The 19,474-nt window shown below is 68.4% G+C and carries 19 protein-coding genes and 1 pseudogene; 11 read left to right on the top strand and 9 right to left on the bottom strand.

What is annotated here, in order from left to right; genetic code table 11:
- Positions 1 to 394: 394 nt before the first annotated feature.
- On the bottom strand, positions 395 to 817 hold the full coding sequence (locus tag ACNPQM_RS21090) for a hypothetical protein (protein ID WP_418085273.1): 423 nt from the start codon (positions 815 to 817) through the stop codon (positions 395 to 397).
- 77 nt (positions 818 to 894) lie between these two features.
- Between ACNPQM_RS21090 and ACNPQM_RS21095 the strand changes: the two genes are divergently transcribed.
- The 11 genes from ACNPQM_RS21095 (at position 895) to ACNPQM_RS21145 (ending at position 11,875) form a co-directional block, all read left to right on the top strand.
- Entirely contained in the window at positions 895 to 1,425 is a 531-nt protein-coding gene (locus ACNPQM_RS21095) for a hypothetical protein (RefSeq protein WP_418085242.1), read from the top strand.
- Between the two features lie 78 nt (positions 1,426 to 1,503).
- Positions 1,504 to 2,454, top strand: coding sequence for a D-2-hydroxyacid dehydrogenase family protein (locus ACNPQM_RS21100; RefSeq protein WP_418085243.1), 951 nt, complete (start codon positions 1,504 to 1,506; stop codon positions 2,452 to 2,454).
- Between the two features lie 183 nt (positions 2,455 to 2,637).
- On the top strand, positions 2,638 to 2,853 hold the full coding sequence (locus tag ACNPQM_RS21105) for a zinc-binding dehydrogenase (RefSeq protein WP_418085274.1): 216 nt from the start codon (positions 2,638 to 2,640) through the stop codon (positions 2,851 to 2,853).
- A 14-nt stretch (positions 2,854 to 2,867) separates the two neighbouring features.
- Positions 2,868 to 3,875 (top strand): MBL fold metallo-hydrolase, encoded by a 1,008-nt coding sequence (locus tag ACNPQM_RS21110; RefSeq protein WP_418085244.1) that lies wholly within the window; start codon positions 2,868 to 2,870, stop codon positions 3,873 to 3,875.
- Positions 3,876 to 4,148: 273 nt separating this feature from the next.
- Entirely contained in the window at positions 4,149 to 4,454 is a 306-nt protein-coding gene (locus ACNPQM_RS21115) for an alpha/beta fold hydrolase (RefSeq protein ID WP_418085245.1), read from the top strand.
- Positions 4,455 to 4,468: 14 nt separating this feature from the next.
- The gene (locus tag ACNPQM_RS21120) at positions 4,469 to 5,377 is read left to right on the top strand and encodes an alpha/beta hydrolase (protein ID WP_418085246.1); all 909 of its coding nucleotides are present in this window, start codon (positions 4,469 to 4,471) and stop codon (positions 5,375 to 5,377) included.
- 148 nt (positions 5,378 to 5,525) lie between these two features.
- Positions 5,526 to 7,229 carry an NAD-dependent malic enzyme gene (locus ACNPQM_RS21125; protein ID WP_418085275.1) on the top strand — a complete coding sequence of 568 codons (1,704 nt, stop codon included), beginning with the start codon at positions 5,526 to 5,528 and terminating at the stop codon, positions 7,227 to 7,229.
- A 188-nt stretch (positions 7,230 to 7,417) separates the two neighbouring features.
- On the top strand, positions 7,418 to 8,266 hold the full coding sequence (locus ACNPQM_RS21130) for an MBL fold metallo-hydrolase (protein ID WP_418085247.1): 849 nt from the start codon (positions 7,418 to 7,420) through the stop codon (positions 8,264 to 8,266).
- A gap of 350 nt (positions 8,267 to 8,616) precedes the next feature.
- A complete protein-coding gene (locus ACNPQM_RS21135) occupies positions 8,617 to 9,207 on the top strand; it encodes a molybdopterin dinucleotide binding domain-containing protein (protein WP_418085248.1) in 591 nt (196 codons plus the stop codon).
- A 266-nt stretch (positions 9,208 to 9,473) separates the two neighbouring features.
- Positions 9,474 to 10,889 (top strand): cytochrome ubiquinol oxidase subunit I, encoded by a 1,416-nt coding sequence (locus tag ACNPQM_RS21140; protein ID WP_418085249.1) that lies wholly within the window; start codon positions 9,474 to 9,476, stop codon positions 10,887 to 10,889.
- Complete coding sequence (locus ACNPQM_RS21145) at positions 10,886 to 11,875, top strand: cytochrome d ubiquinol oxidase subunit II (protein WP_418085250.1); 990 nt, start codon at positions 10,886 to 10,888, stop codon at positions 11,873 to 11,875. The genes ACNPQM_RS21140 and ACNPQM_RS21145 overlap by 4 nt, the downstream gene beginning before the upstream one ends.
- A gap of 90 nt (positions 11,876 to 11,965) precedes the next feature.
- Here ACNPQM_RS21145 and ACNPQM_RS21150 read toward each other — a convergent pair whose 3' ends face one another.
- The 8 genes and pseudogenes from ACNPQM_RS21150 to ACNPQM_RS21185 form a co-directional block, all read right to left on the bottom strand.
- Positions 11,966 to 12,241, bottom strand: a complete 276-nt coding sequence (locus tag ACNPQM_RS21150; RefSeq protein WP_418085251.1) for a hypothetical protein — start codon at positions 12,239 to 12,241, stop codon at positions 11,966 to 11,968.
- Between the two features lie 317 nt (positions 12,242 to 12,558).
- On the bottom strand, positions 12,559 to 13,404 hold the full coding sequence (locus ACNPQM_RS21155) for an LLM class flavin-dependent oxidoreductase (RefSeq protein WP_418085252.1): 846 nt from the start codon (positions 13,402 to 13,404) through the stop codon (positions 12,559 to 12,561).
- Positions 13,405 to 13,610: 206 nt separating this feature from the next.
- Positions 13,611 to 14,714 (bottom strand): IS4 family transposase, encoded by a 1,104-nt coding sequence (locus ACNPQM_RS21160; RefSeq protein WP_418085276.1) that lies wholly within the window; start codon positions 14,712 to 14,714, stop codon positions 13,611 to 13,613.
- Entirely contained in the window at positions 14,621 to 15,307 is a 687-nt protein-coding gene (locus ACNPQM_RS21165; protein WP_418085253.1) for an MFS transporter, read from the bottom strand. The genes ACNPQM_RS21160 and ACNPQM_RS21165 overlap by 94 nt, the downstream gene beginning before the upstream one ends.
- The gene (gene fxlM, locus ACNPQM_RS21170) at positions 15,300 to 17,615 is read right to left on the bottom strand and encodes a methyltransferase, FxLD system (protein ID WP_418085254.1); all 2,316 of its coding nucleotides are present in this window, start codon (positions 17,613 to 17,615) and stop codon (positions 15,300 to 15,302) included. The genes ACNPQM_RS21165 and fxlM overlap by 8 nt, the downstream gene beginning before the upstream one ends.
- Before the next feature lie 39 nt (positions 17,616 to 17,654).
- Positions 17,655 to 18,305 (bottom strand): M15 family metallopeptidase, encoded by a 651-nt coding sequence (locus tag ACNPQM_RS21175; RefSeq protein WP_418085255.1) that lies wholly within the window; start codon positions 18,303 to 18,305, stop codon positions 17,655 to 17,657.
- A gap of 119 nt (positions 18,306 to 18,424) precedes the next feature.
- Complete coding sequence (locus tag ACNPQM_RS21180) at positions 18,425 to 18,970, bottom strand: kinase (RefSeq protein WP_418085277.1); 546 nt, start codon at positions 18,968 to 18,970, stop codon at positions 18,425 to 18,427.
- A 249-nt stretch (positions 18,971 to 19,219) separates the two neighbouring features.
- Positions 19,220 to 19,465: pseudogene (locus ACNPQM_RS21185) on the bottom strand (NUDIX domain-containing protein); the annotation flags it as partial.
- Between the last annotated feature and the right edge of the window lie 9 nt (positions 19,466 to 19,474).

Genomic DNA, 19,474 nt, shown 5'->3' on the forward strand with positions numbered 1-19,474 from the left:
GCGCCGCCGCGCACGGTGCGGGGGCAGGGCTCTGGGACGCCGGATCCAGCGGGAACTCGACCTCGAAGTAGCCAGCCTCCGCGCCCGCGGCTGATCAACCGGTCCCGGTACCGATCGCGGGACTCGAGCTGCGTCACCCGAGCCGAAGGCCGGATCCGGGCCGCCCGCGCAACGGGACTGCGCAACGGGACTGTGCAACCTGCCCGTGCACGAAAAGGTGTTGGGGCGCCCCCGGGCAATCCTGCTCTGCAGAGCAGCTGCTCGCCGGCTCTCTATGGGGGGCGAACGGGACCCGGTCGGCGGCCTGTTGTCGCGTTGCTCGGTGATCGGGGTGGCTCGCCCTGACCTGTGGCCGAGCGGCAACGGGGCCCTGTCGTTCTGCCGAAGCATCTGGTCAGGGATGGTATGTGATGTGCAGGTGAGCTGCGGCATTGTTGGCGTACCCCCTGGGATTCCAGACGATCGCCGGGGATTCGGCCTGCACGGCCGCGGTGGAGTCCCAGGCGCGTGCGATGATCTCGGCCTCGCCCGGGGGCAGGGTGAGCGTGGCGCGCCAGTGCTGCCACGTCCAGGGGTTCTCCGGTGGGTCGAGATCCGCGTGGGTCCAGGTGCCGCCACCGTCGGTGGAGACATCCACGCGCGCCACGGTTCGGTCGTCCCCGGCGAAGGCGAACCCGCTGACCTCGGTCGGGCCGGACGCCAGGTGGGCGTTCTTGCCGGGCTGCAGGATGGCGCAGTCGATGGCGATCGGACCGAGGGTGATGCCGACGCCGGGTCCAGTCGCCCCAAGGCGGCTTCCGGGGGCAGGATGCTGTATTCGGTCTGGAAGTCGCGGCCAACCCCTGGCGGGGCCGGTACGACGTCGGTGACCTCACGGGCAGCGAATGGGTGGCCGTGCGCCTTCCCGGAGCGCGGATCGTGAAGGCGTTCAACACCCTGTTTGCCGCGTTCATCGCCGCGGACCCCCAGCACGAGGAAGGCCGCCAGGTGGTCTTCTACGCGGGCGACGACGCCGACGCGAAGGCGGCCGTGGCCGCTTTGCTGAACCAGTTCGGGTTCGCCGCATTGGACCTCGGTAGTCTGCGAGAGGGCGGGCGGCTGATGCGGCTCGACGGCCCGCTCAGCACCGCACTTCCTGCTTCAGGATGCCGGCTGACGACCCAGACCTCGGTCACATCGGGGGCGCGCACGCCCAGCGCACACAGGAGGAGCGTCATGAGCCGTCGTGTCGTCTACACCCGCGGCGGGTCGCCCGCCCCCTCGTGTGCCCGCCAGGGCCATCGCCCGGTCGACGCCGCCGGATCGCCTCTGAACAAGGAGTTACGTGATTTCCGAACGCACATCAGAGCGGGCGCGGGAGCACGGCTCGCTAGTCGGGCCTCGCACTGTCGGAGCCGGGTGGCCAAGCGCTGGTTGCACGCGTAAGGGCTCGGCAGTGAGGTCGACCACGTGTCCCGCACTCTGTCATCGCTCAACTCGCCCCGCCATCAGGAGCGCCGTAGCATGACCGCTGTGAAGGTCGCGATTCTCGACGACTACCAGGGGGTCGCTCTCGAGTGCGCCGACTGGGGACGTCTGGACGCCGAGGTCGAGGTGTTCACCGACCACATCCTGGATGTGGACGAGCTGGTCCGCAGGCTGGCCGGCTTCGAGGTGGTCGTCGCGATGCGCGAGCGCACGTGGTTCACCGCAGAGGTTCTACGCCGGTTGCCCGATCTGCGGCTGCTGGTCAGCACCGGCCCGCGGAACGTGGCGATCGACGTGGCGGCCGCCGCCCGGCAGGGCATCGTGGTCTCCGGGACCGGATACTTCGGGGAACCCACCGCCGAACTCACCTGGGCGCTGATCCTTGCCGCCGCACGCAACCTCCCGGTCGAGGAACGTGCGATGCGGGACGGCGGCTGGCAGCACACGGTCGGCACTGGGCTGCACGGAAAGACCCTCGGCCTTCTCGGACTGGGAAACCTGGGCAGCAGTGTGGCCAGGATCGGCCAGGCGTTCGGCATGGACACCATTGCCTGGAGCCAGAACCTCACGCCCGAACGTGCCGCCGAGCACGGGGTGACGGCAGTGACCAGACAAGAGCTGTTCGCCCACGCGGACGTGCTCTCAGTGCATCTGGTGCTCAGCGGCCGCACCAGGGGACTGGTCGGCAGCGCGGAACTCGCCGCGATGAAGCCGTCCGCCATCCTGGTGAACACCTCGCGGGGGCCGATCATCGATCAGGACGCCCTGCTGGACACCCTGCGGCGCAAGGCCATCAGGTGCGCGGCGCTCGATGTCTACGACGTCGAGCCGCTGCCCCCTGAGCATCCCTTCCGTACGCTGCCGAACACCGTACTCACCCCGCACATCGGCTACGTGACCCGCGAGCTCTACGAGGTCTTCTACCGCGACGCGGTCGAGGACATCGCTGCCTTCCAAGCCGGACAACCGATCCGCGTCGTCACCTAGCCTTCGACGGGGCACGAAGGTGCCGACCGCGGCTTGGCCAGCAGCGGCCCGGGCAGCGAGCAGGTCTGGCGGCCGGACCCGTGGGAGAGGACACCGGCGTTGCTCCGGCTGAGGTGCCGGCGTCTCCGGCGGGCGCTGCCGACGTGTGCGGGCTACGATCGCTGCATAGGGCTGGGCCTGACAATGCCCATTCGCCATGGCGTGGCCGGCAGGTACGGCACATTTCCGTCGTCAGCAGAACGACGGCAGCTGGGGGAAGACATTGTGGCGCTTATGCGCGAGGGAGTCATCGAAACCTCTCCCGGGCGCAAGTATTCCCTCGACGAGATCGGTGAAGCCGTCGCTCAAGCAGAACAGAAGGGCAGACAGGGAAAGGTGTTCCTGGTACCCGGAAAGTAGCGAGGACCGGTTTTGTGACCCGCAGCGCGGCGCTGGAAGCGCGGTATGAACGCCACGTCGTCGCCGATGCTTTCGGCCGCCTCCTGCGGGAGTCCTTCACCGTCGATCCAGGCGTCATCCCGGGTCTGATCCCCATCCGACGTCTGCGCTCGGCGAACAGTCGCAGAGCCAGGAGGTTCCACGTGACGGAGCTGCGCTACGACGTGTTGGTCTTCGACGGGGTGCGCCGCGAACGGTCCACGCGTCTGCCCGACGGAGGTCCGATCGTATCCTCGCCGCTGGCCTGCACCTTGATCCTCGGTGAGACGGACGCGGTCCTGGTCGACCCGCCGTTCACCCGCGATCAGGTGCACGGCCTCGGCGACTGGATCGAGCACTGGGGCAGACGACTGGCCTACATCTACGCCACCCATGGGCACGGCGACCACTGGTTCGGCACCGATCTGCTGATGCAGCGATTCCCCGACGCCGTGCCGTACGCGACCGAGGGAACGATCCGGCTGATGCACAAGCAGGCGACCGAGGGGCGCGAACAGACCTGGGACGTGGACTTTCCCGGACTCATTCCCGACAGTCCCATGGTGTACCAGGAGATTCCGGCAGCGGGGTTCGAACTGGAAGGGCACCGCCTCCTGGCGGTGGAGACCGGCCACACCGACACCGACGACACCAGCGTCCTGCACGTGCCGTCGATCGGCCTCGTCGTGGCCGGTGACGTCGCGTACAACGGAGTTCACCAGTACCTGCTGGAAAGCCCCGGCGGCGGAATCGAGAAGTGGCTCACCGCGCTCGACGCCGTCGCCGCGCTGCGCCCACGCGCGGTTGTCGCGGGCCACAAGAACAGAGAGCTCCCCGATGACCCGTCGATCCTGGAACAGACCCGCGACTACCTGCTCGACGCGCAGCGCCTGTTGACAGCGAGGCCGAGCCCGCGTGAGTTCTTCGACCAGATGCTGCAGCTCTATCCGGATCGGCTCAACGTGAGCCCGGTCTGGTACAGCGCGCTGGCACTCCTGTCATGACCAGCCTCGCCGGCCAAGGCAGACCCCCGTGAGGAACTCTTCGGCCACCGCATCAGGTGGTGGGCCCGAGAAGCCGACCCGCCAGAGCCCGTGCTTTTGTCTCGCGCCGTAGTGGCTCGGGAAGCTGCGGGGTGGCGGGTGGTCGGAATCCAGGACGTGCCGACAACGGCGGATTCCTTGGACGCGGCGTGGCGGGCAACGGACTGAGCTGGAGGCGGGCGGATAGGAGCGTGACCCGGGTGGCGCATGCTGACAGGCCGCAGCAGGCGGGACTTGACGTCGATCAGCCGCGACGTCCAGGCGACGTCATCAGCGGCGACCTGGTGTTCATCCGGAGGCCTTTGGACCGGCGGGCATCCGCTGGGCGACGCGCCTTCCGCGGTCACCGTGCCGACGCTGCTCATCACCAGTGACGACACGTTTGCCTCACGTCCACTTGTCCGCGAGCAGGTGGCGAGCCGATTCGAGCACTGCGAGACCGCTTACGTCCCTGGCGCCGGGCACTGGCCCCACGTCGAACAACCCGCAGCCGTGGCACGCATCCTCACTGACTACGTGAACAGCATCGCAAACACATGAAGGGGTGAAGGTTCATGGGCTTTGAGCAAGTGCTCGTGCCCGCCGCTGACAACATACAGCTGCACGCCTGGGTGTTCCGCCCGCCCACGGACGACGGTCCCTTCCCGGCGATCACGATGGCGCACGGCTTCGCCGGAGTGAAGTACCAGAACCTGCAAGGCTATGCGGAACGCTTCAGCCAGGCGGGGTTTGTCGTCCTTGTCCACGATCACCGTGGATTCGGTCTCAGTGGAGGTGAGCCGCGTGGCGACATCGACCCCTGGCAGCAGGTTGCGGACTGGCGACGGGCGATCTCGTTCCTGGAGAGCCTCGACGACGTCGACGTCCATCGGATCGGGCTCTGGGGATCCAGCTACGCCGGCGGACACGCGATCGTACTGGCGGCCACGGACCGGCGAATCAAGGCCGTGGTCGCGCAGGTCCCGACGATCAGCGGCTACGAGCAGGGCCTTCGCCGCGTGCCCCCTGACCGCAAGCGCGCGCTGGAGGACCGGTTCGACGACGACGAACGCGCTCAACTGACGGGCTACCAAACCGAGTACCAGCTCCTCAACAGCCCCGACCCGAGGGTGCAGGCCGCTTACCACTCCCAGGCCATGGACGAGTTCAACGCCCGGTTCCCGCTGCCGCCGGGCGTCGAGAAACCCGAGCACATCACACTGCGGTCCACGCGTAAGGCACAGATGTACGAGCCTGGGGCATGGGTCGCGCGCGTTTCACCGACACCGCTGCTGATGATCGTGGCGACGGCGGACACGATCACGCTCAGCGACCTCGGGCTCGCCGCGTACGAGCGTGCCCTGCAGCCCAAGCGGTTGGCGATGTATGCCGGTGACCACTTCGACGCTTACGTCACGGCCTTCGGAACGACGAGTGGAGCCGCCACCGACTGGTTCCGTGAGCATCTTGCCGGACCGGGATGAGCACAACCCGCCTGCGCATCGCGAGTCTGGAGGGGCCGCCGGTCGACATCGGTGAGGAACACGTCGTCGCGCAAGCTCGAACCTCTCACCACCGCGCATCTCCATGCCACACGGCATCGAGCACCCCGAGGAGACCGTCATGAATCCGATGCCGACCCGATGGAACGCCCCTGATCGGCGATGGGACACGGCGGCCAGGGGCCGGGCCGTGCTGGCCGATCCCCGGCTGAACAAGGGCACCGCCTTCACCGAGGACGAACGGCGGGCGCTCGACCTCGTCGGCCTCCTCCCGCCGCAGGTGCTCACGATCGAGCAGCAGTCCTCCCGCGCCTACGCGCAATACCTCGCACAGCAGGACGACTTGGCCAAACACGTCAACCTGAGCTCCTTGCACGACCGCAATGAGGTGCTCTTCTATCGGCTGGTCGGCGAGCACCTGGACGAGATGCTGCCGATCGTCTACACCCCAACCGTCGGCACCGCGATCGAGCGTTACAGCTCCCAGTACCGGAAACCGCGCGGGGTCTACCTGTCGGTCGACACGCCGGAGGACGTCGAACGCTCGCTGCGGGCCACCGGGCTGGGACCGGACGAGGTTGACCTGATCGTCGCCACCGACGGCGAAGCGAGCCTGGGCATCGGCGACTGGGGGGTGGGCGGCATCAACATCTCGGTGGGCAAGCTCGCCGTGTACACCGCCGCGGGCGGCATCGATCCGGCCCGCGCCCTTCCCGTCGTGCTCGACGTGGGCACCAACCGCAAGGAACTGCTGGACGACCCGCTCTACCTCGGCAACCGCCACTCCAGGGTCGACCGGGAGACCTACGACGCCTTCGTCCAGACCTACGTGGACACCGCGACCCGGCTCTTTCCCAACGCCCTGCTGCACTGGGAGGACTTCGGGCCGGACAACGCGCGACGCATCCTGGCGCGCTACCGCGACAAGGTGCTCACCTTCAACGACGATGTCCAGGGCACGGGAGCGGTGAATCTGGCGGCGGTGCTGTCCGGTGTGCGGGCGAGCGGCACGCCGCTACGGGAGCACCGGGTGGTGATCTTCGGCGCGGGCACGGCGGGTGTCGGCGTCGCCGACCAACTGCGTGACGCGCTCATCGCCGACGGCCTGACCCCGGGCGAGGCCACCCGTCGGATCTGGTGCCTCGCCCGGTACGGCCTGCTCACCGACGACATGACCGGCATGCGGGACTTCCAGGTCCCCTACGCACGAACCGCGGACGAGGTGGCCGACTGGGCGCGCGACCCGAAGCTCGGCGGCATCGCCTTGGCGGAGGTCGTGCACCAGGTCAAACCGACCGTGCTCATCGGCACCTCCGGCCAGGGCAGCGCCTTCACCGAACCCGTCGTCCGCGAGATGGCCGCATCCGTACGACGCCCGATCATCCTGCCCATGTCCAACCCCATCCTGCTCACCGAGGCAACGCCCGCCGACCTGCTCGCCTGGACCGACGGCCGGGCCCTGGTGGCCACCGGTAGTCCCTTCGCACCAGTGACCCACGACGGCATCACCCACCAGATCGGACAGGCCAACAACGCGTTGATCTTCCCAGGTCTCAGCCTGGGCGCCATCGTGGCCCGAGCCGCCCGCATCACCGACAGCATGCTCACCGCCGCGGCCCACGCTGTCGCCGCACAGGGCGCCCCGACCACCCCGGGTGCGCCGCTCCTACCACCCACCCGGCAGCTGAGGGAGATCTCCGCCGCCGTTGCCACGGCAGTCGCCCGCAGCGCCGCCCACGACGGCGTGGCGCGTGCCGCCATCGGCGAAGACATCGAAACCCAGGTCCGCGCGGCCATGTGGCAGCCGAACTACTGCCCTGTACTGCCGATCTGAGCGCCCCGGCCGACTGGCCCCTGCGCACAGCATGGTCTGCAGACTGAGCACGAGAACCGGGCGACGCCGGCCACTCCCTCGGCGGAAATCGGGGTTCCACCAGGCGAGCGCGTCCGCATCCCGTGCCTGCTCGCGCCCAGAGGTCCTACTGGCAGTCACAACACCAGGATTATTCCGAGGAGCTGATCATGCCCGGAGCATCGCTGAGCTGGAGTGTCCACACCGCACCGTCGATCCCCACGGAGATTTCAGACCTGCCGCCCGACCTGTCCCGGCGCATGTGGTCGCCGATCACGGCGACGCTCATCACAGGCGAGCGCGACGCGGTGCTGGTCGACGCGTTGATGACCACCGAGCAGGCCGGTCGGCTGGCGGACTGGGTTGCCGCAAGCGGCAGGAACCTCACCACGGTCTTCGTGACCCATGGGCACGGTGACCACTGGTTCGGGCTGGGAACACTTCTCGAGCGCTTCCCGAAAGCCCGCGCCGTCGCCGCACCGGCCGTGGTGGCACAGATGAAGGAGCAGATGGCGTCGGAGTCCGTCGCGTCGCTTTGGAACACGCGCTTCCCCGGCCGGATCCCCGGCAGGCTCGTCGCGGCCGAGCCGCTGGTCGGCGACCGGCTGGAGCTGGAAGGCAACGGCCTCGTCGTCGTGGGGCTCGGGCACACCGACACCGACGACACCACGTGCCTGCACGTGCCGTCCATCGGCTTGGTTGTGGCCGGTGACGCCGTCTACAACGATGTCCACCTCTACCTCGCCGAATCGTCCGCCGAGGGCCGCCGAGCCTGGCTCCGGGCACTCGACACCATCGCCGCACTGGACCCGCAGGCGGTCATCGCAGGGCACAAGCGCCTGGGTAGCCCCGACGACCCGAAGAACATCGCCGAGACCGCGAAGTACATCCACGACTTCGAAACGGTCGCGGAGCGCACCACGACCACCCTCGAGCTCTACCAGGGCATGCTGGAACTGCACCCGACCCGGGTCAACCAGGGCGCGCTCTGGGGCTCGGCCAGGTCCGCCAAAGGCTGACCGCACCCCGGCCGGCCTCGCGACATCTCACTGCCCGCGTCCGCCCGCTACGGCATCACACGATCACCACGAACTCTGAAGAACCCCCCTTATGCCCAGTCAGGTCGCTTTGGCCCCAGTTCGGAGTGGGACCGGTTCAGGAGCCTGTCCGAAGCCGACGGCGGCCAGGTTCTGCTCGCGCGGCGGGGTGAAGCCGATGTCCGGCTTCGGGTCGTATGCCTCGGGCTGGATGCCGAGTTCGTGCGTGGAGTGCTCGCCGAACCGGTTGATGTGCTCGGTCAGGTACGGCGAGATGTGGGCCAGGCCCTCCGGCTCGACGGTCGCGGATCCAGTCCCTCGCGAGGGTGTGGGTGACGACTCCCTGGCAGAACCACGTGGCTGACTACGACCACATCCGCGACGCCATATCCCGGGTTCTGCAAGGGTTCGAGGACTTCAACCGCCGGGCCCGCCATCCGCACGGCTTCCGAATCCGTCAGTTGGCGCGCGAGCGTGTCTTCCAGACGCCCTCGGGCCGGGCCGAATTCTCCCTCGCAGCCCTTCCCGACGACGTCGATCCGGGTGACGGACGTCTGACGCTTACAACGATCCGCTCGCACGACCAGTTCAATACGACGATCTACTCCAACGACGATCGCTACCGCGGTCTGAAGGGCCTGCGCACGGTGATCTTCATGAACGAGGACGACATGCGCGACCGCGGACTCTCGGAATTCGACCTCGTCGACGTCAAGAGCTTCTCGAAGGACGGCACGGAGCGAACCGTCCATGGCTACCGGGCCGTCCGCTACGAAATCCCGTCGGGCTGCGCGGCCGGATACATGCCGGAGCTGAACGTCTTCGGTGGACTCGCCGACGTCAGCACGCAAGGCGGGCAGTCGGCCACCAAGCACCTGGTCGTCGAGGTGACTCCGTCCCGCACTGCGGAAACCGACAGGTGAGATGCCTGGAGGCGAATTGCGCGGCAAATGGGCTGATCTTGTACACGATGGTGATTTCGTTCATGCCGCTGCGATAGGCCGTCGCGTCGCTGTTTATCATCGACCACGAAAGGCAAGCCCCCTGCAACTACTCGACCTGGCCGCTCACGGGTATTCCTCTTCAGTCCGGTACAAGCCAAGGTAAAGGACATGGACGATTCACGGGACAAGAAAAGGGCCCTTGGAAAACGAATCGTCCGCCGCCGTCCGAACCGGAAAGAGGCTTCGTGGTGTTGTCTGTGCTGCTGGGAGCCGCTGATCCGCCACAACTCCTCCCCGCGCGTGAGCAGATGGCGTTCACCTTGGGCTTCCACATCATTCTGGTGCCCTTCGGTGTCGCATTCACCTTCATGATGCTGATCTGCCAGTACCGGGCGCTGCGCCGCGGCGACCCGCAGGCGCTTCTCCTGGCGCAGCGGTGGTCCAAGGTGGCCGCCGTGCTGTTCGCCGTGGGGGCAGTGTCCGGCACTGTGCTGACCTTCGAGTTGGGGCTGCTCTGGCCGGGGCTCATGGGCACATACGGGTCGGCGTTCGGGTTTCCGTTCGCCATCGAAGGGCTCTTCTTCTTCCTCGAAGCCATCTTCATGGCCATCTACATCTACGGCTGGAAGAGGCTTCCGCCGTGGCCGCACTTCTTCACCGGTGTGGTGGTCACGCTGGCGGGCGTCGGCGGAACGGCCTCCGTCATCGCGGCCAACAGCTGGATGAACCAGCCCGCGGGGATCGTGGTGAAGAACGGGCGTGTGGTGGACGTGATCCCGTCCAAGGTTTTCTTCAACGGCGCGTTCTGGTGGGAGATGGTGCACATGCTCCTCGCGGCGTACATCGTCGCGGGGTTCCTGGTCGCCGGGGTCTACGCATGGGATCTACTCAAGGGACGTCGGGACCACTACCACCGACTCGGGTTCCTCGTTCCCTTCACGGTCGCCGCGATCGCGATGCCGCTGCAGTTCATCGTCGGAGACACCATCGCCCGCCAGGTCTACGACAGGGAACCGGCCAAGTTCGCCGCCATCGAACTCGTACCCACCACCGGTGATCACATCCCGGAGATCCTCGGCGGCATCTATGTCGACGGCAAGGTGCGCTACGGCATCCCGCTTCCCGACATCGCCTCGATCCTCGCCGGTTTCCGCCCCTCCACCACGATCAAGGGCTTCGACGGGATTCCGGCCGCCGTACGCCCCACGGACGCGGTGGTCAGCGTCGTACATCTCGCCTTCGACGTCATGGTCGGCACCGCCACACTGCTGCTCTTGCTGTCCCTGTGGTTCGGCTGGCTGTGGTGGCGGCGGCGCGAGGTGCCGATGAACCGCTGGTTCCTGCGAGGTTCGGCCGTCGCCGGGCTGGTCGCGGTCCTCTCTCTGGAGAGCGGCTGGGTGGTGACCGAGGTCGGCCGTCAACCCTGGACCGTCGTGGGACTCTTGCTGACGAGGGACGCGGTCGCCACACAAGGCAATCTGTGGCCGCTCTTCGCCACGGTCCTCGCGATCTACTTCTGCGTCGGCGCCGGTGCCTTGTTCGTGCTGCGAACCATGCGCCGCCGCTGGTCGGAAGAGGGAACCGACGCCGTGGCGGTCCCGTACGGTCCGCAGTCGGCGCCTGCGATGAACGGGCGCGCACGCGGAGCTGATGACGTATGAGTACGGTGATCGCCGCGGTCCTGTTCGTCGGCGTCATCGCCTACGCCCTCTTCGGCGGGGCCGACTACGGGGCCGGCTTCTGGGATCTGACCGCCGGGGGCGCCAGGCGAGGACACCGCATCCGCGAGCTGATCAACCTCTCACTCAGTCCTGTCTGGGAGGCCAACCACACCTGGCTGATCTTCTGTCTCGTCACGATCTGGACCGGCTTTCCCCAAGCCTTCACCGCCATCACCACCACCCTGTACATCCCCCTGGGACTGGCGGCGCTGGGGATCGTGACCAGGGGAGCGGGCTTCGCCTTCCGCCATGCGCTGAGCGAACGTCAGGGAGAGCGGATCAGCGGTGCCGCCTTCTCCTGTTCCTCGGTACTCACCCCGTTCTTCTTCGGCACCATCGCGGGCGGGATCGCCTCTGGCCGTGTGCCCTCGGCGGGGCACGGTGACGCGCTGTCCAGTTGGCTCAATCCCACCGCCCTTCTCGGAGGGGTCCTCGCGGTCACCGTCTGTTCCTACCTCGCCGCCGTGTTCCTCACCGGGCAGGCGCAGCTGCACATGGACACGTCCCTGGAGAAGGCATGTCGCCGTCGGGCCTTCGGGGCGGGTGTCGTTGCGGGACTGGTGGCCCTTGTGGGCGTGTTCGTCCTGTACTCGGACTCCCCGCGCCTGTTCCATCAGTTGCGCACGGTGGGCGCGCCGCTGCTGGCCGTCTCGGGCTTGTGCGGTCTCGCCGCGCTGCTCCTGTTGCGCGGGGGCCGCCCGACCGTCGTACGCATCCTGGCCGCCCTCGCGATCGCCACCGTGGTCGCAGGATGGGGGGTCGCCCAGTATCCCTACCTTCTGGGCACCCACCTGACCATCCAGTACGCGGCAGCACCGTCGCCCACCTTGTGGGTGCTGCTCGCGGTCTCCTGTGTCGCGGCCGCCCTGATCGCGCCTTCGCTGCTCCTCCTCTACACCTTGCAGCTGCGGCGCAAACTCGGCTGACAAGAAATGGGCGCGGTACTCCGGCTGCCGTGACGTCGTCGTGCTGGGCGGGGCGCTCGGGCTTGCGGGTGTAGCCGCTACCGAGGTCGCTCACGTCAAGCAGGCGCTCCTCCAGCGCGGCCGAGGACGGCGGCGCGCGACTTCCGCTCGGGCGATCCGGCCGGTCTTGAACAGGCGATGTGAGCCCTGCTCACGCTCTATCAGGCCCTGCGGACCGTGTTGGTCGAGGCCGCCGAGTCCGTCCCCGGCACCGCCCCGGACCGCTGCTGCTTCACCGTCGCGCTCCAGACCGCCCGTAACCAGGTCGTCCAGGCCGCCGGCATCGTCCCTGACGAGCCAGACCCCGTCGGGCTGATCGGCCGGCAAGTCCAGGCTTGCCTCCTCCCGCCCCACCGTCACCGGGTCAGCACCCGCAAAGCCAAGTCGCCGATGTCCCGCTACAGCGAGCGAGCGACGACAGCCGCCCCGACCACAGCCACACCGTCACCCGTCTCGCCGTCACCGTCCTCGAACCCAGACCCGTACAGCCTCCGTTGCCGACGGTCTCGCGTGACGACCGGCACACCGTCGCTGACCAGCGCCGTCGGCACCGCATCCTCGCCCTGCTCCAGGATGATCCGACCCGCCTGTGGAACTGCTGGCGGCGGAGGCGGCGGTCTCTCTATGCCTGACCTTTCGGGAGGTCACAACCCGACCGCGTCGGCGAGCAGATCCACCTGTTCCAGGCCACCACCGTGAGGGAAGAAGATGAGTTCGTCGCAGCCTGCCTCGGCGTAGGCAGCGACCTCGCGGGCCACTTCTTCGGGCGTGGACAGACCGGCTTCGATGCTTTCGCGGGTGTAGGTGCCAGAGGTGTAGTAGTTCGCAAGGCGGCTGTGCAGGCGTTGCTCCGCGTCCGGGCCCAGCGAGAAGTGCGCGGTCGCCACCAGGCGGGGCGCCCCCGCTTTGCCCGCGTCTTGCCACGCCTGTCGGACCCGCGGGAGGAAGGCCCGGAAGTTGTCCACGCCCTGGGCGCCACCGATCCAGCCGCGACCATAGGTGGTCATCCGCCGCAGCGCGGGCTTGGTGAACCCACCGAACAGCAGCGGGGGTCCTCCGGCCGTGGCCGGGTGCGGTCCGATACCTCCTTGGCCTTGCCACTGCTGGGTGGCCTGTTCGAGCAATGCGTCGAACAGCTTGCCACGGCGCCGGAAGTCAACCCCGCTCGCGCTGTAGTCGTCCTCCCGGGTACCGGGTGCCAGGCCCAGCACGAGCCGGCCACCGGACAGGCGGTCGAATGTGGCGGTGGACTTGGCGAACAGCGCGTGGTTGGCGCGCAGCGGGGCCAGCAGGATGGTGGTAATCAGCCGGATGCGGGAAGTCGCTCCGGCCGCGGTGGCCAGGGCGGTCAGCGGCTCGTAGGTGTCGTAGACAAGGCGGTCGGTGGTGCCAAGCGCGGCGAAGCCGCGCTCCTCGGCCCGTCTGGCCCAGTCCACGATCGACATGTCCGGGTCGGGATGCACGGCTGGTAGCCCGATACCGATGCCCATGGTGGTGTACTCCTCGCGGGGCGAGCGTGTGGGGGCGAGCGCGGGCGTAGCGCGTCACGAGGGTGGATGTAGCAGTCTGCCGTCGCTGAACACGCCCAGGCGTAGGACGCGCCGGAGGCGAGACTGTTTAACCTCTGCGTTGTTGAGGCAAAGCCCACTGCTGTTCTGGAACGCGAAAGTGCCTTCTGAGCTGCAGTGCCGGTGACTTACCGCGTTTCCGCAGGCCGGAGGGGGTATCGGGTGACTCTGAGTGTGTAGTGGACGTTACTCGGGGTGCGGGGCTGGTCTCGTTTCCTGACCTCGAAGGTGTTCTTGATTGGTTTCTTGATGCGCTGGCACTGCCGGTTGCGCCGGGCCGGGAGGAGGGCGGTCAGCATCTCCGTCACGACCTCGCGGCGGGTGGCGTCCAGCGTGATCGCATCTGCTGCGGCCTGGCCGGCGACCTTCAGCCGGGCGAGCTGCAAGGTGACGGTGAAGGAGATCCGGTCCGGATCGATTCCGCCGTGTTCCGCCGCGCGCATCTGCAGTGCGCACAGTGCCTGGTAGACGGTGAGGAGGGCGTAGACCTCCTGGTAGATCAGTTCTGGTGCCTTGGAGCGCAGGATGAATCCGGCGCCGCGCAGGCGGTTCTTCAACTCCGTGAATCCGTTTTCGATCTCCCACCGCTGGTGGTAGGTCATGGCCAGCTGGTGGGCCGGGGCGAGTTGGTGGTCCAGCAGGCTGGTGACCAGCCGGAAGGTCTCGGTGCGGGGCGGGCCGACCTGCGGGCGGATGGTCACGGTGTACTCGATGATGCGCAGCAGATGCCCCTTGGGCGGGGCGGCGAGGGTGCGGCCAGCCGCCCTCGCCTGTCCGTGCCGGATGGTCTCCTTTGGCGTCGGCATGACCGAAAGGTAGGAGCCGTCGGGCAGGACGCGCAGCGGCACAAAGACCAGGTTTCTCTTGATCCGCCAGGCCAGGTGGGTGCCGGTGGCCCGGGCCAGGCCCCACAGCTCGTACCCGGAGAAGTTGCGGTCGGCCAGCAGCAGCATGCCCGGCCGCAAGGAGGCCGGCAGTCGACGGGCGAGATTGTGCTCGCTGAAGGTGGCCACGGAGTCGAAGGCCGCATCGACCAGGGCATGCGTGCCGCACTCTGTCAGCGCCATCCGACGGACCTGCGGGTGTCCGCTCTGGTTGACACCGCCCTTGCCGGTGAACCCGAACTGGCTCCCAGCCGCTACCGCTCCCGCGCGGGCCGGGTGCGGTGCTCGACGAGGCGGATCCAGGTCGCGTACGAGGCGGAGAGCGCGTACGACAGCGCGTCCAGCCAGAACGCGCGGACCGCCCCCAGCGCGGCCACCACCCCGGCGTCGGCGTAGGCGCCCAGGGTGTCCGTGAGACCAAACGCACTGCCGACCCGCGAGTTGGCCTCGTGGAGCAGGGGCCCGGGAACCAGCTCAGGCACCACGGCGATTGCGGCCGCCAGGTGCAGCACCGTCGCCGACCCCACGGTCAGTGCGACGGCGTAGAGCACCGGGAAGGACAGCAGCCCGCCGAGCGCAGTGAGGGGGATCGCGGCGACGGCCACCGCGGCGATGGGGTCGGTGCCGATCAGGACCGGCCGCTTCGCGTGCTGGTCGACGTACGCCCCGGCCGGAAGGGCCAGCACGAACGCGGGCGCCTGGGAGAGGACGGCGAGCGTGGCGACCTGACCGGGGTTCGCGTGCAGAACGAGAACCGCGAGGGCGGGCAGCGCCACGGCGTGCGCCGATGTGCCCAGCAGGCTCGCTGCCTCCCCGGTCAGGTACGCGGTGAATGAAGGGTGGGCGCGCAGCGAGAACGAGGTCGGCGGCCCGCCGGCCGCGCCCCCGTCGGCCTCCGGCGGCCCGGCTTTCGCAGGGATCAGCTCGTCGGAGTCAGGCACGCTGTCCGCCCGCCGCGAGCAGGTCCTGCGTCCCGTCGGGAACGCGGCCCGGCCACTGGAAGACGAGCCTCGCGGAGGGCTTGTCGAGCACATCACCGGCCGGCAGCTGCTCGTCAGGTGTTCCGGCCGGGTGGACGGTCATCGGCGGGTAGCCGCTCTCGCGCACCTTCTGGTCCCAGGTGCGCACGCAGTCGGCGAAGCGCTCCGCCAGCTCGTCGGCGGCCAGGCCGTAAGCGTGGATGAAGAACTCGGTGAGGCGGTCGGCCGGATCCGGGGCGTCCTTGACCTTTCGGTGGGTCAGGTAGGCCAGGGAGCCGTCCACCAGCATCGCGGTCGCGTCCTGCTGCGCCACCAGCGTGGACCCCGCCGGGGCGGCCAGACGGCAGAACCCCGGCAGCGTGGTCGCGGCGTAGACCTGCAACGTCTCGAAATTGAAGGTACCCCGGACCACGAGGCCGGTAGTGAGCTCCTGCCGCGACCCGCGCAGCGCCTCCTCGAGCCCGGCGGTGTCGCCGGGCGCCCCGTCTTCCCACCGCACGGTGACCTCGCCGCTGGCCAGACGGACGGCGGGGGCGGAGCGGGCAGCGGCGCCGCGGTCCCGCACGAACCCGCAGTACGTCCAGTGCTCCGTGTGCAGCACGTCGCCGCGCCGGACCAGAGTGAGCGAGCGGGTGTAGCCGCCCATCTCCAGCGGCACGACCAGCCGCGCTCCCTCAGCGAGTTGCTCCCGCCACACCGGGGCGATGTCGGCCGAGTTGTGGGTGATCACCACCCCGTCGAACCCCCGGGCGGGGACGTGGCCGGGTGCGCCGAGACCACCGTCGCCGAGAACAGCAATCACACGACCGCTGCCGGCTTCCGCGCACAGCCGCTGTGTGCGGTGCACCACGTACGGGTCGACGTCCACGGTCACCACACGGCCGTACTCCCCGACAACGTGTGCGAGGAGCTCCGCGTTGTACCCGCCGGATCCGACTTCCAGTACGGTCATCCCCGGCTCCAGCCGGAGTTGTTCGATCATGTCGGCCTGCAGCCAGGCCGCCGAGACGGAACTGAGTGCGGTCTCGGGTGACTCCCGGACTGTCACCACGGCGAGGTCGTCGTGGTACGCCGTCTCTAGCGGGGCCTCGGGAACGAACCGGTGCCGGGGGACCTCGCGCAGCGCGTCCTGCACTCGCGTGGAGGACGCCCAGCCCCTGCTGATCACGAGGTCCGCCATCCGGCCGCGCAGCCGGACGGCCTCGGCCGGCTCACCGGGCACCGGTGGGGCGGTGGTGGCGCACGCGTAGGAGTGGACGGGCGGCAGCCCCCGCAGCACCCCGGGCCACACTGCGGTCAGGGCCTGGGCGCTGGGCGCGAAGATCTTCCCCAGAGTGGCCAGGGTGGGCAGGTCGTGCCACTCCCATCGCACGAAGCGGTGCGGTTCGGGCAGACCGAGTTCACCGCCCCAGCTGGTGAGGCGGACAACGGCGGTGACACGGCGCACGTCCAGCCGGTCGTCGTGAAGGACCGTGACGACATGTGCGTCCTCCAGGCGCGCCGTCAGCCCGGTCTCTTCCGTCAACTCCCGCACGGCAGCGGCCGGTGCGGCTTCTCCTGTCTCGATCCGGCCGCCGGGCAGTTCCCACATTCCCCAGGTTGAGCGGCCCAGCAGGACCCGCCCATACGCGTCGGTGACCACGACCGCGGCACCGAGGACCGCTTGCGGGTCGGGCCGCTGCTTCTCCTCCGCGCTGAACGACCCGCCCGGGCCGCGCAGGACCAGCACAGCCAGGCCCTCCGCGTCGAACCGCTCGACGTTCTCGAAGCCGTCGGTGAGGGCCGCAAGTTCATCCTCGTCCAGTGCGATGTGGCGCCGCTCTGACGGGGTGTTCTCCGCGACCGGCGTGATGACGGCGAGCACACCTTCCTCACGCAGCAGGGCGGCCAGACGACGCAGCACCCTGGCACGATCGCGGACGAAGGCGATGGACAGCCGGAGGGTGATGAGGTCGTAGCCGTCGTCGGCCAGGTCGGCCAGGTCGTCGTGTTCCACGTCCAGGCACAGCCAGCGCACCCCCTCCACGTCGGCATGCTCCAACCGAGCCCGTTCCAGGGCGCCCTCGGCGAAGTCGACGCCGTCGACGGTGTACCCGAGCGAGGCAAGGTACGCCGCCATCTCGCCCGTACCGCAGCAGGCATCCAGCGCGCGACCGCCCTCGGGCGCCGGCGCGTGCTCGACGAGCAAACCCCTCTCTTCGTCCCTGAGTCGTCGGAAGCCACGGCCCTCGCTGTAGTGCTCGGACCAGTCGGCCCGGGTGTATCCCACAGATCGCTCCTCGTTCGTGAATGGCGGGGTGGTGCGGCGTTACGGCAGTTCGATGGGGCCGTAGAGGGCGGCAGGCTGCTTGGTCTGCAGTGCCCAGTACCGGTCGCCGTACGACCAGTGCCACCATTCCGTCAAATAGTTCACTAGTCCGGCTTCCGAGATTGCGTTGGAAAGCGTGGTCCGGTTGGCTTTGGCCCGCGCTGAGATGTTGTGAGCGCCGGTGTAGCAGGCGTTCTCGCTGTCCTCGGGGTTCGCGTTCATCGCCGTCCCCATATCGAGCTCCGCGCCCGTCCGGTCGACGAGAGTCAGGTCAACGGCGGACCCAGCGCTGTGCGGTGCAATCTCCGGAGGCGACACATAGCGGCTGGCTGCCACGCGGATTTCCTGCTGCGTCCAGTTCTGGTTGGTCGCGCGGAGTTGCGCCGAGTACCGCTCGAAGTACTTCTGCTGCAGGTCCGGCGGCCTGTAGCCCTCGACGATGAGGAGACGCAGCCCGTCAGGAAGCCGGCGCTGCGCGTTCAGCAGCCGGTCGCGGACTCCTTGGCGCAGGTGCGCGAACGCGCCGACCGGGTCGGATCTGCGGGTGTCGGTGAGTAGTTCACCGTCCTGGCGGACGTCGACCAGGGGCTCGCCGCAGTCCTCGACCGGAATCGCGGCCACGGACGGATCGGACATCAAGATGATCGTCATGCCTTTTCCCTGTTCCATGAGTCGAAGTGTTCTGGATTCGCGTCATGCACTTCAGTGCCGAGCTGATTGCGCACAAATATCGATGTGCCGCCTTTGGTCTGAATCGATGAGCAGCGGTCTCAGGTGGTGTGCGCGGGCAGCCTTGCGAGGCCCGTGTCGCGCATGATGCGCCCGACCGTGTCGGTGAGGCTGCTGTCGACTCCGATTACGGTCTCGACGCCATCCGGGAGGAGGTCGCGCTCGCGGTACCAGTCACGCAGCTCCCGCTCGGTGACGTGGGCCAGATAGTCCCGGTCGGCCTTTGAGGTATGTCTGGTCAGCGTCTCCTCGATAGGAATGTCGAGGTAGTAGCAGCGGGATACCCCGCGGTGATCGCCGAGCAGTCCCCCGAGCATGTCGCCGTACCGGTCGGCGTGCAGGATGCCCTCGATCACCACGTGAAAACCTGCATCGAGCGCGTAGCGGGCGACTGCGTCGATCAGGCCGATGCTCGCGCCGCCAGGCACATCACGCTCCCGCAACACGATCCTTCGCAGGTTGTCCTGCCCCACCAGAGCCAGGCCGCGGCCGAACCGGTCGCGGATACCCGCCGCCACCGAGGACTTGCCCGACGCCGAGTTCCCTCGAACGACGACCAGCCGGGTCACTTCACTCCCCACGATCATTCGTGGGCCTGGTGTGAACTGACGCTCCCTGGTGTCCGGGCCGACCGGTCCGGGGATGGCAGCCGGAACAGGGCGGTACCGGTCCGCTTCAGGGAGGTAGGGGATCGGGTCGCCGGAGTTCTGGAAATGCACGGCCATCGGCTCGCCGCTCCGGTATGCGTGGAGCCCGGCCCGGCAGTAGGCAACCATGGGCGCCGGCAGGGCATCGAGAGGGAACCAGTCCAACGCGTCGCACACCGCTGGCTCGAGAACACGGGGTGTGCCCTGCCACGCGCGGACCTCGAAGAACATGCCAACCCGGGCCCCGCTACCGGGGGCACGGTGATGCACCGTGACAGCGAAGCGGACCTCGGCCGGGTCAATGACCACGCCGGTCTCCTCCCGGGCCTCGCGGACGAGCGCCGTCACGGCGTCCTCGTGAGAACCGTCCAAATGTCCAGACGGGGCGTGCCACAGCCCGGCCGCGTATACCTGCCCGGCCCGCCGCGACAGCATGACCTCCGC

Origin of the sequence: Streptomyces sp. NPDC056231 (genome assembly GCF_048270745.1) — a bacterium.
In the GTDB taxonomy this organism is placed as follows: Bacteria; Actinomycetota; Actinomycetes; order Streptomycetales; family Streptomycetaceae; genus Streptomyces.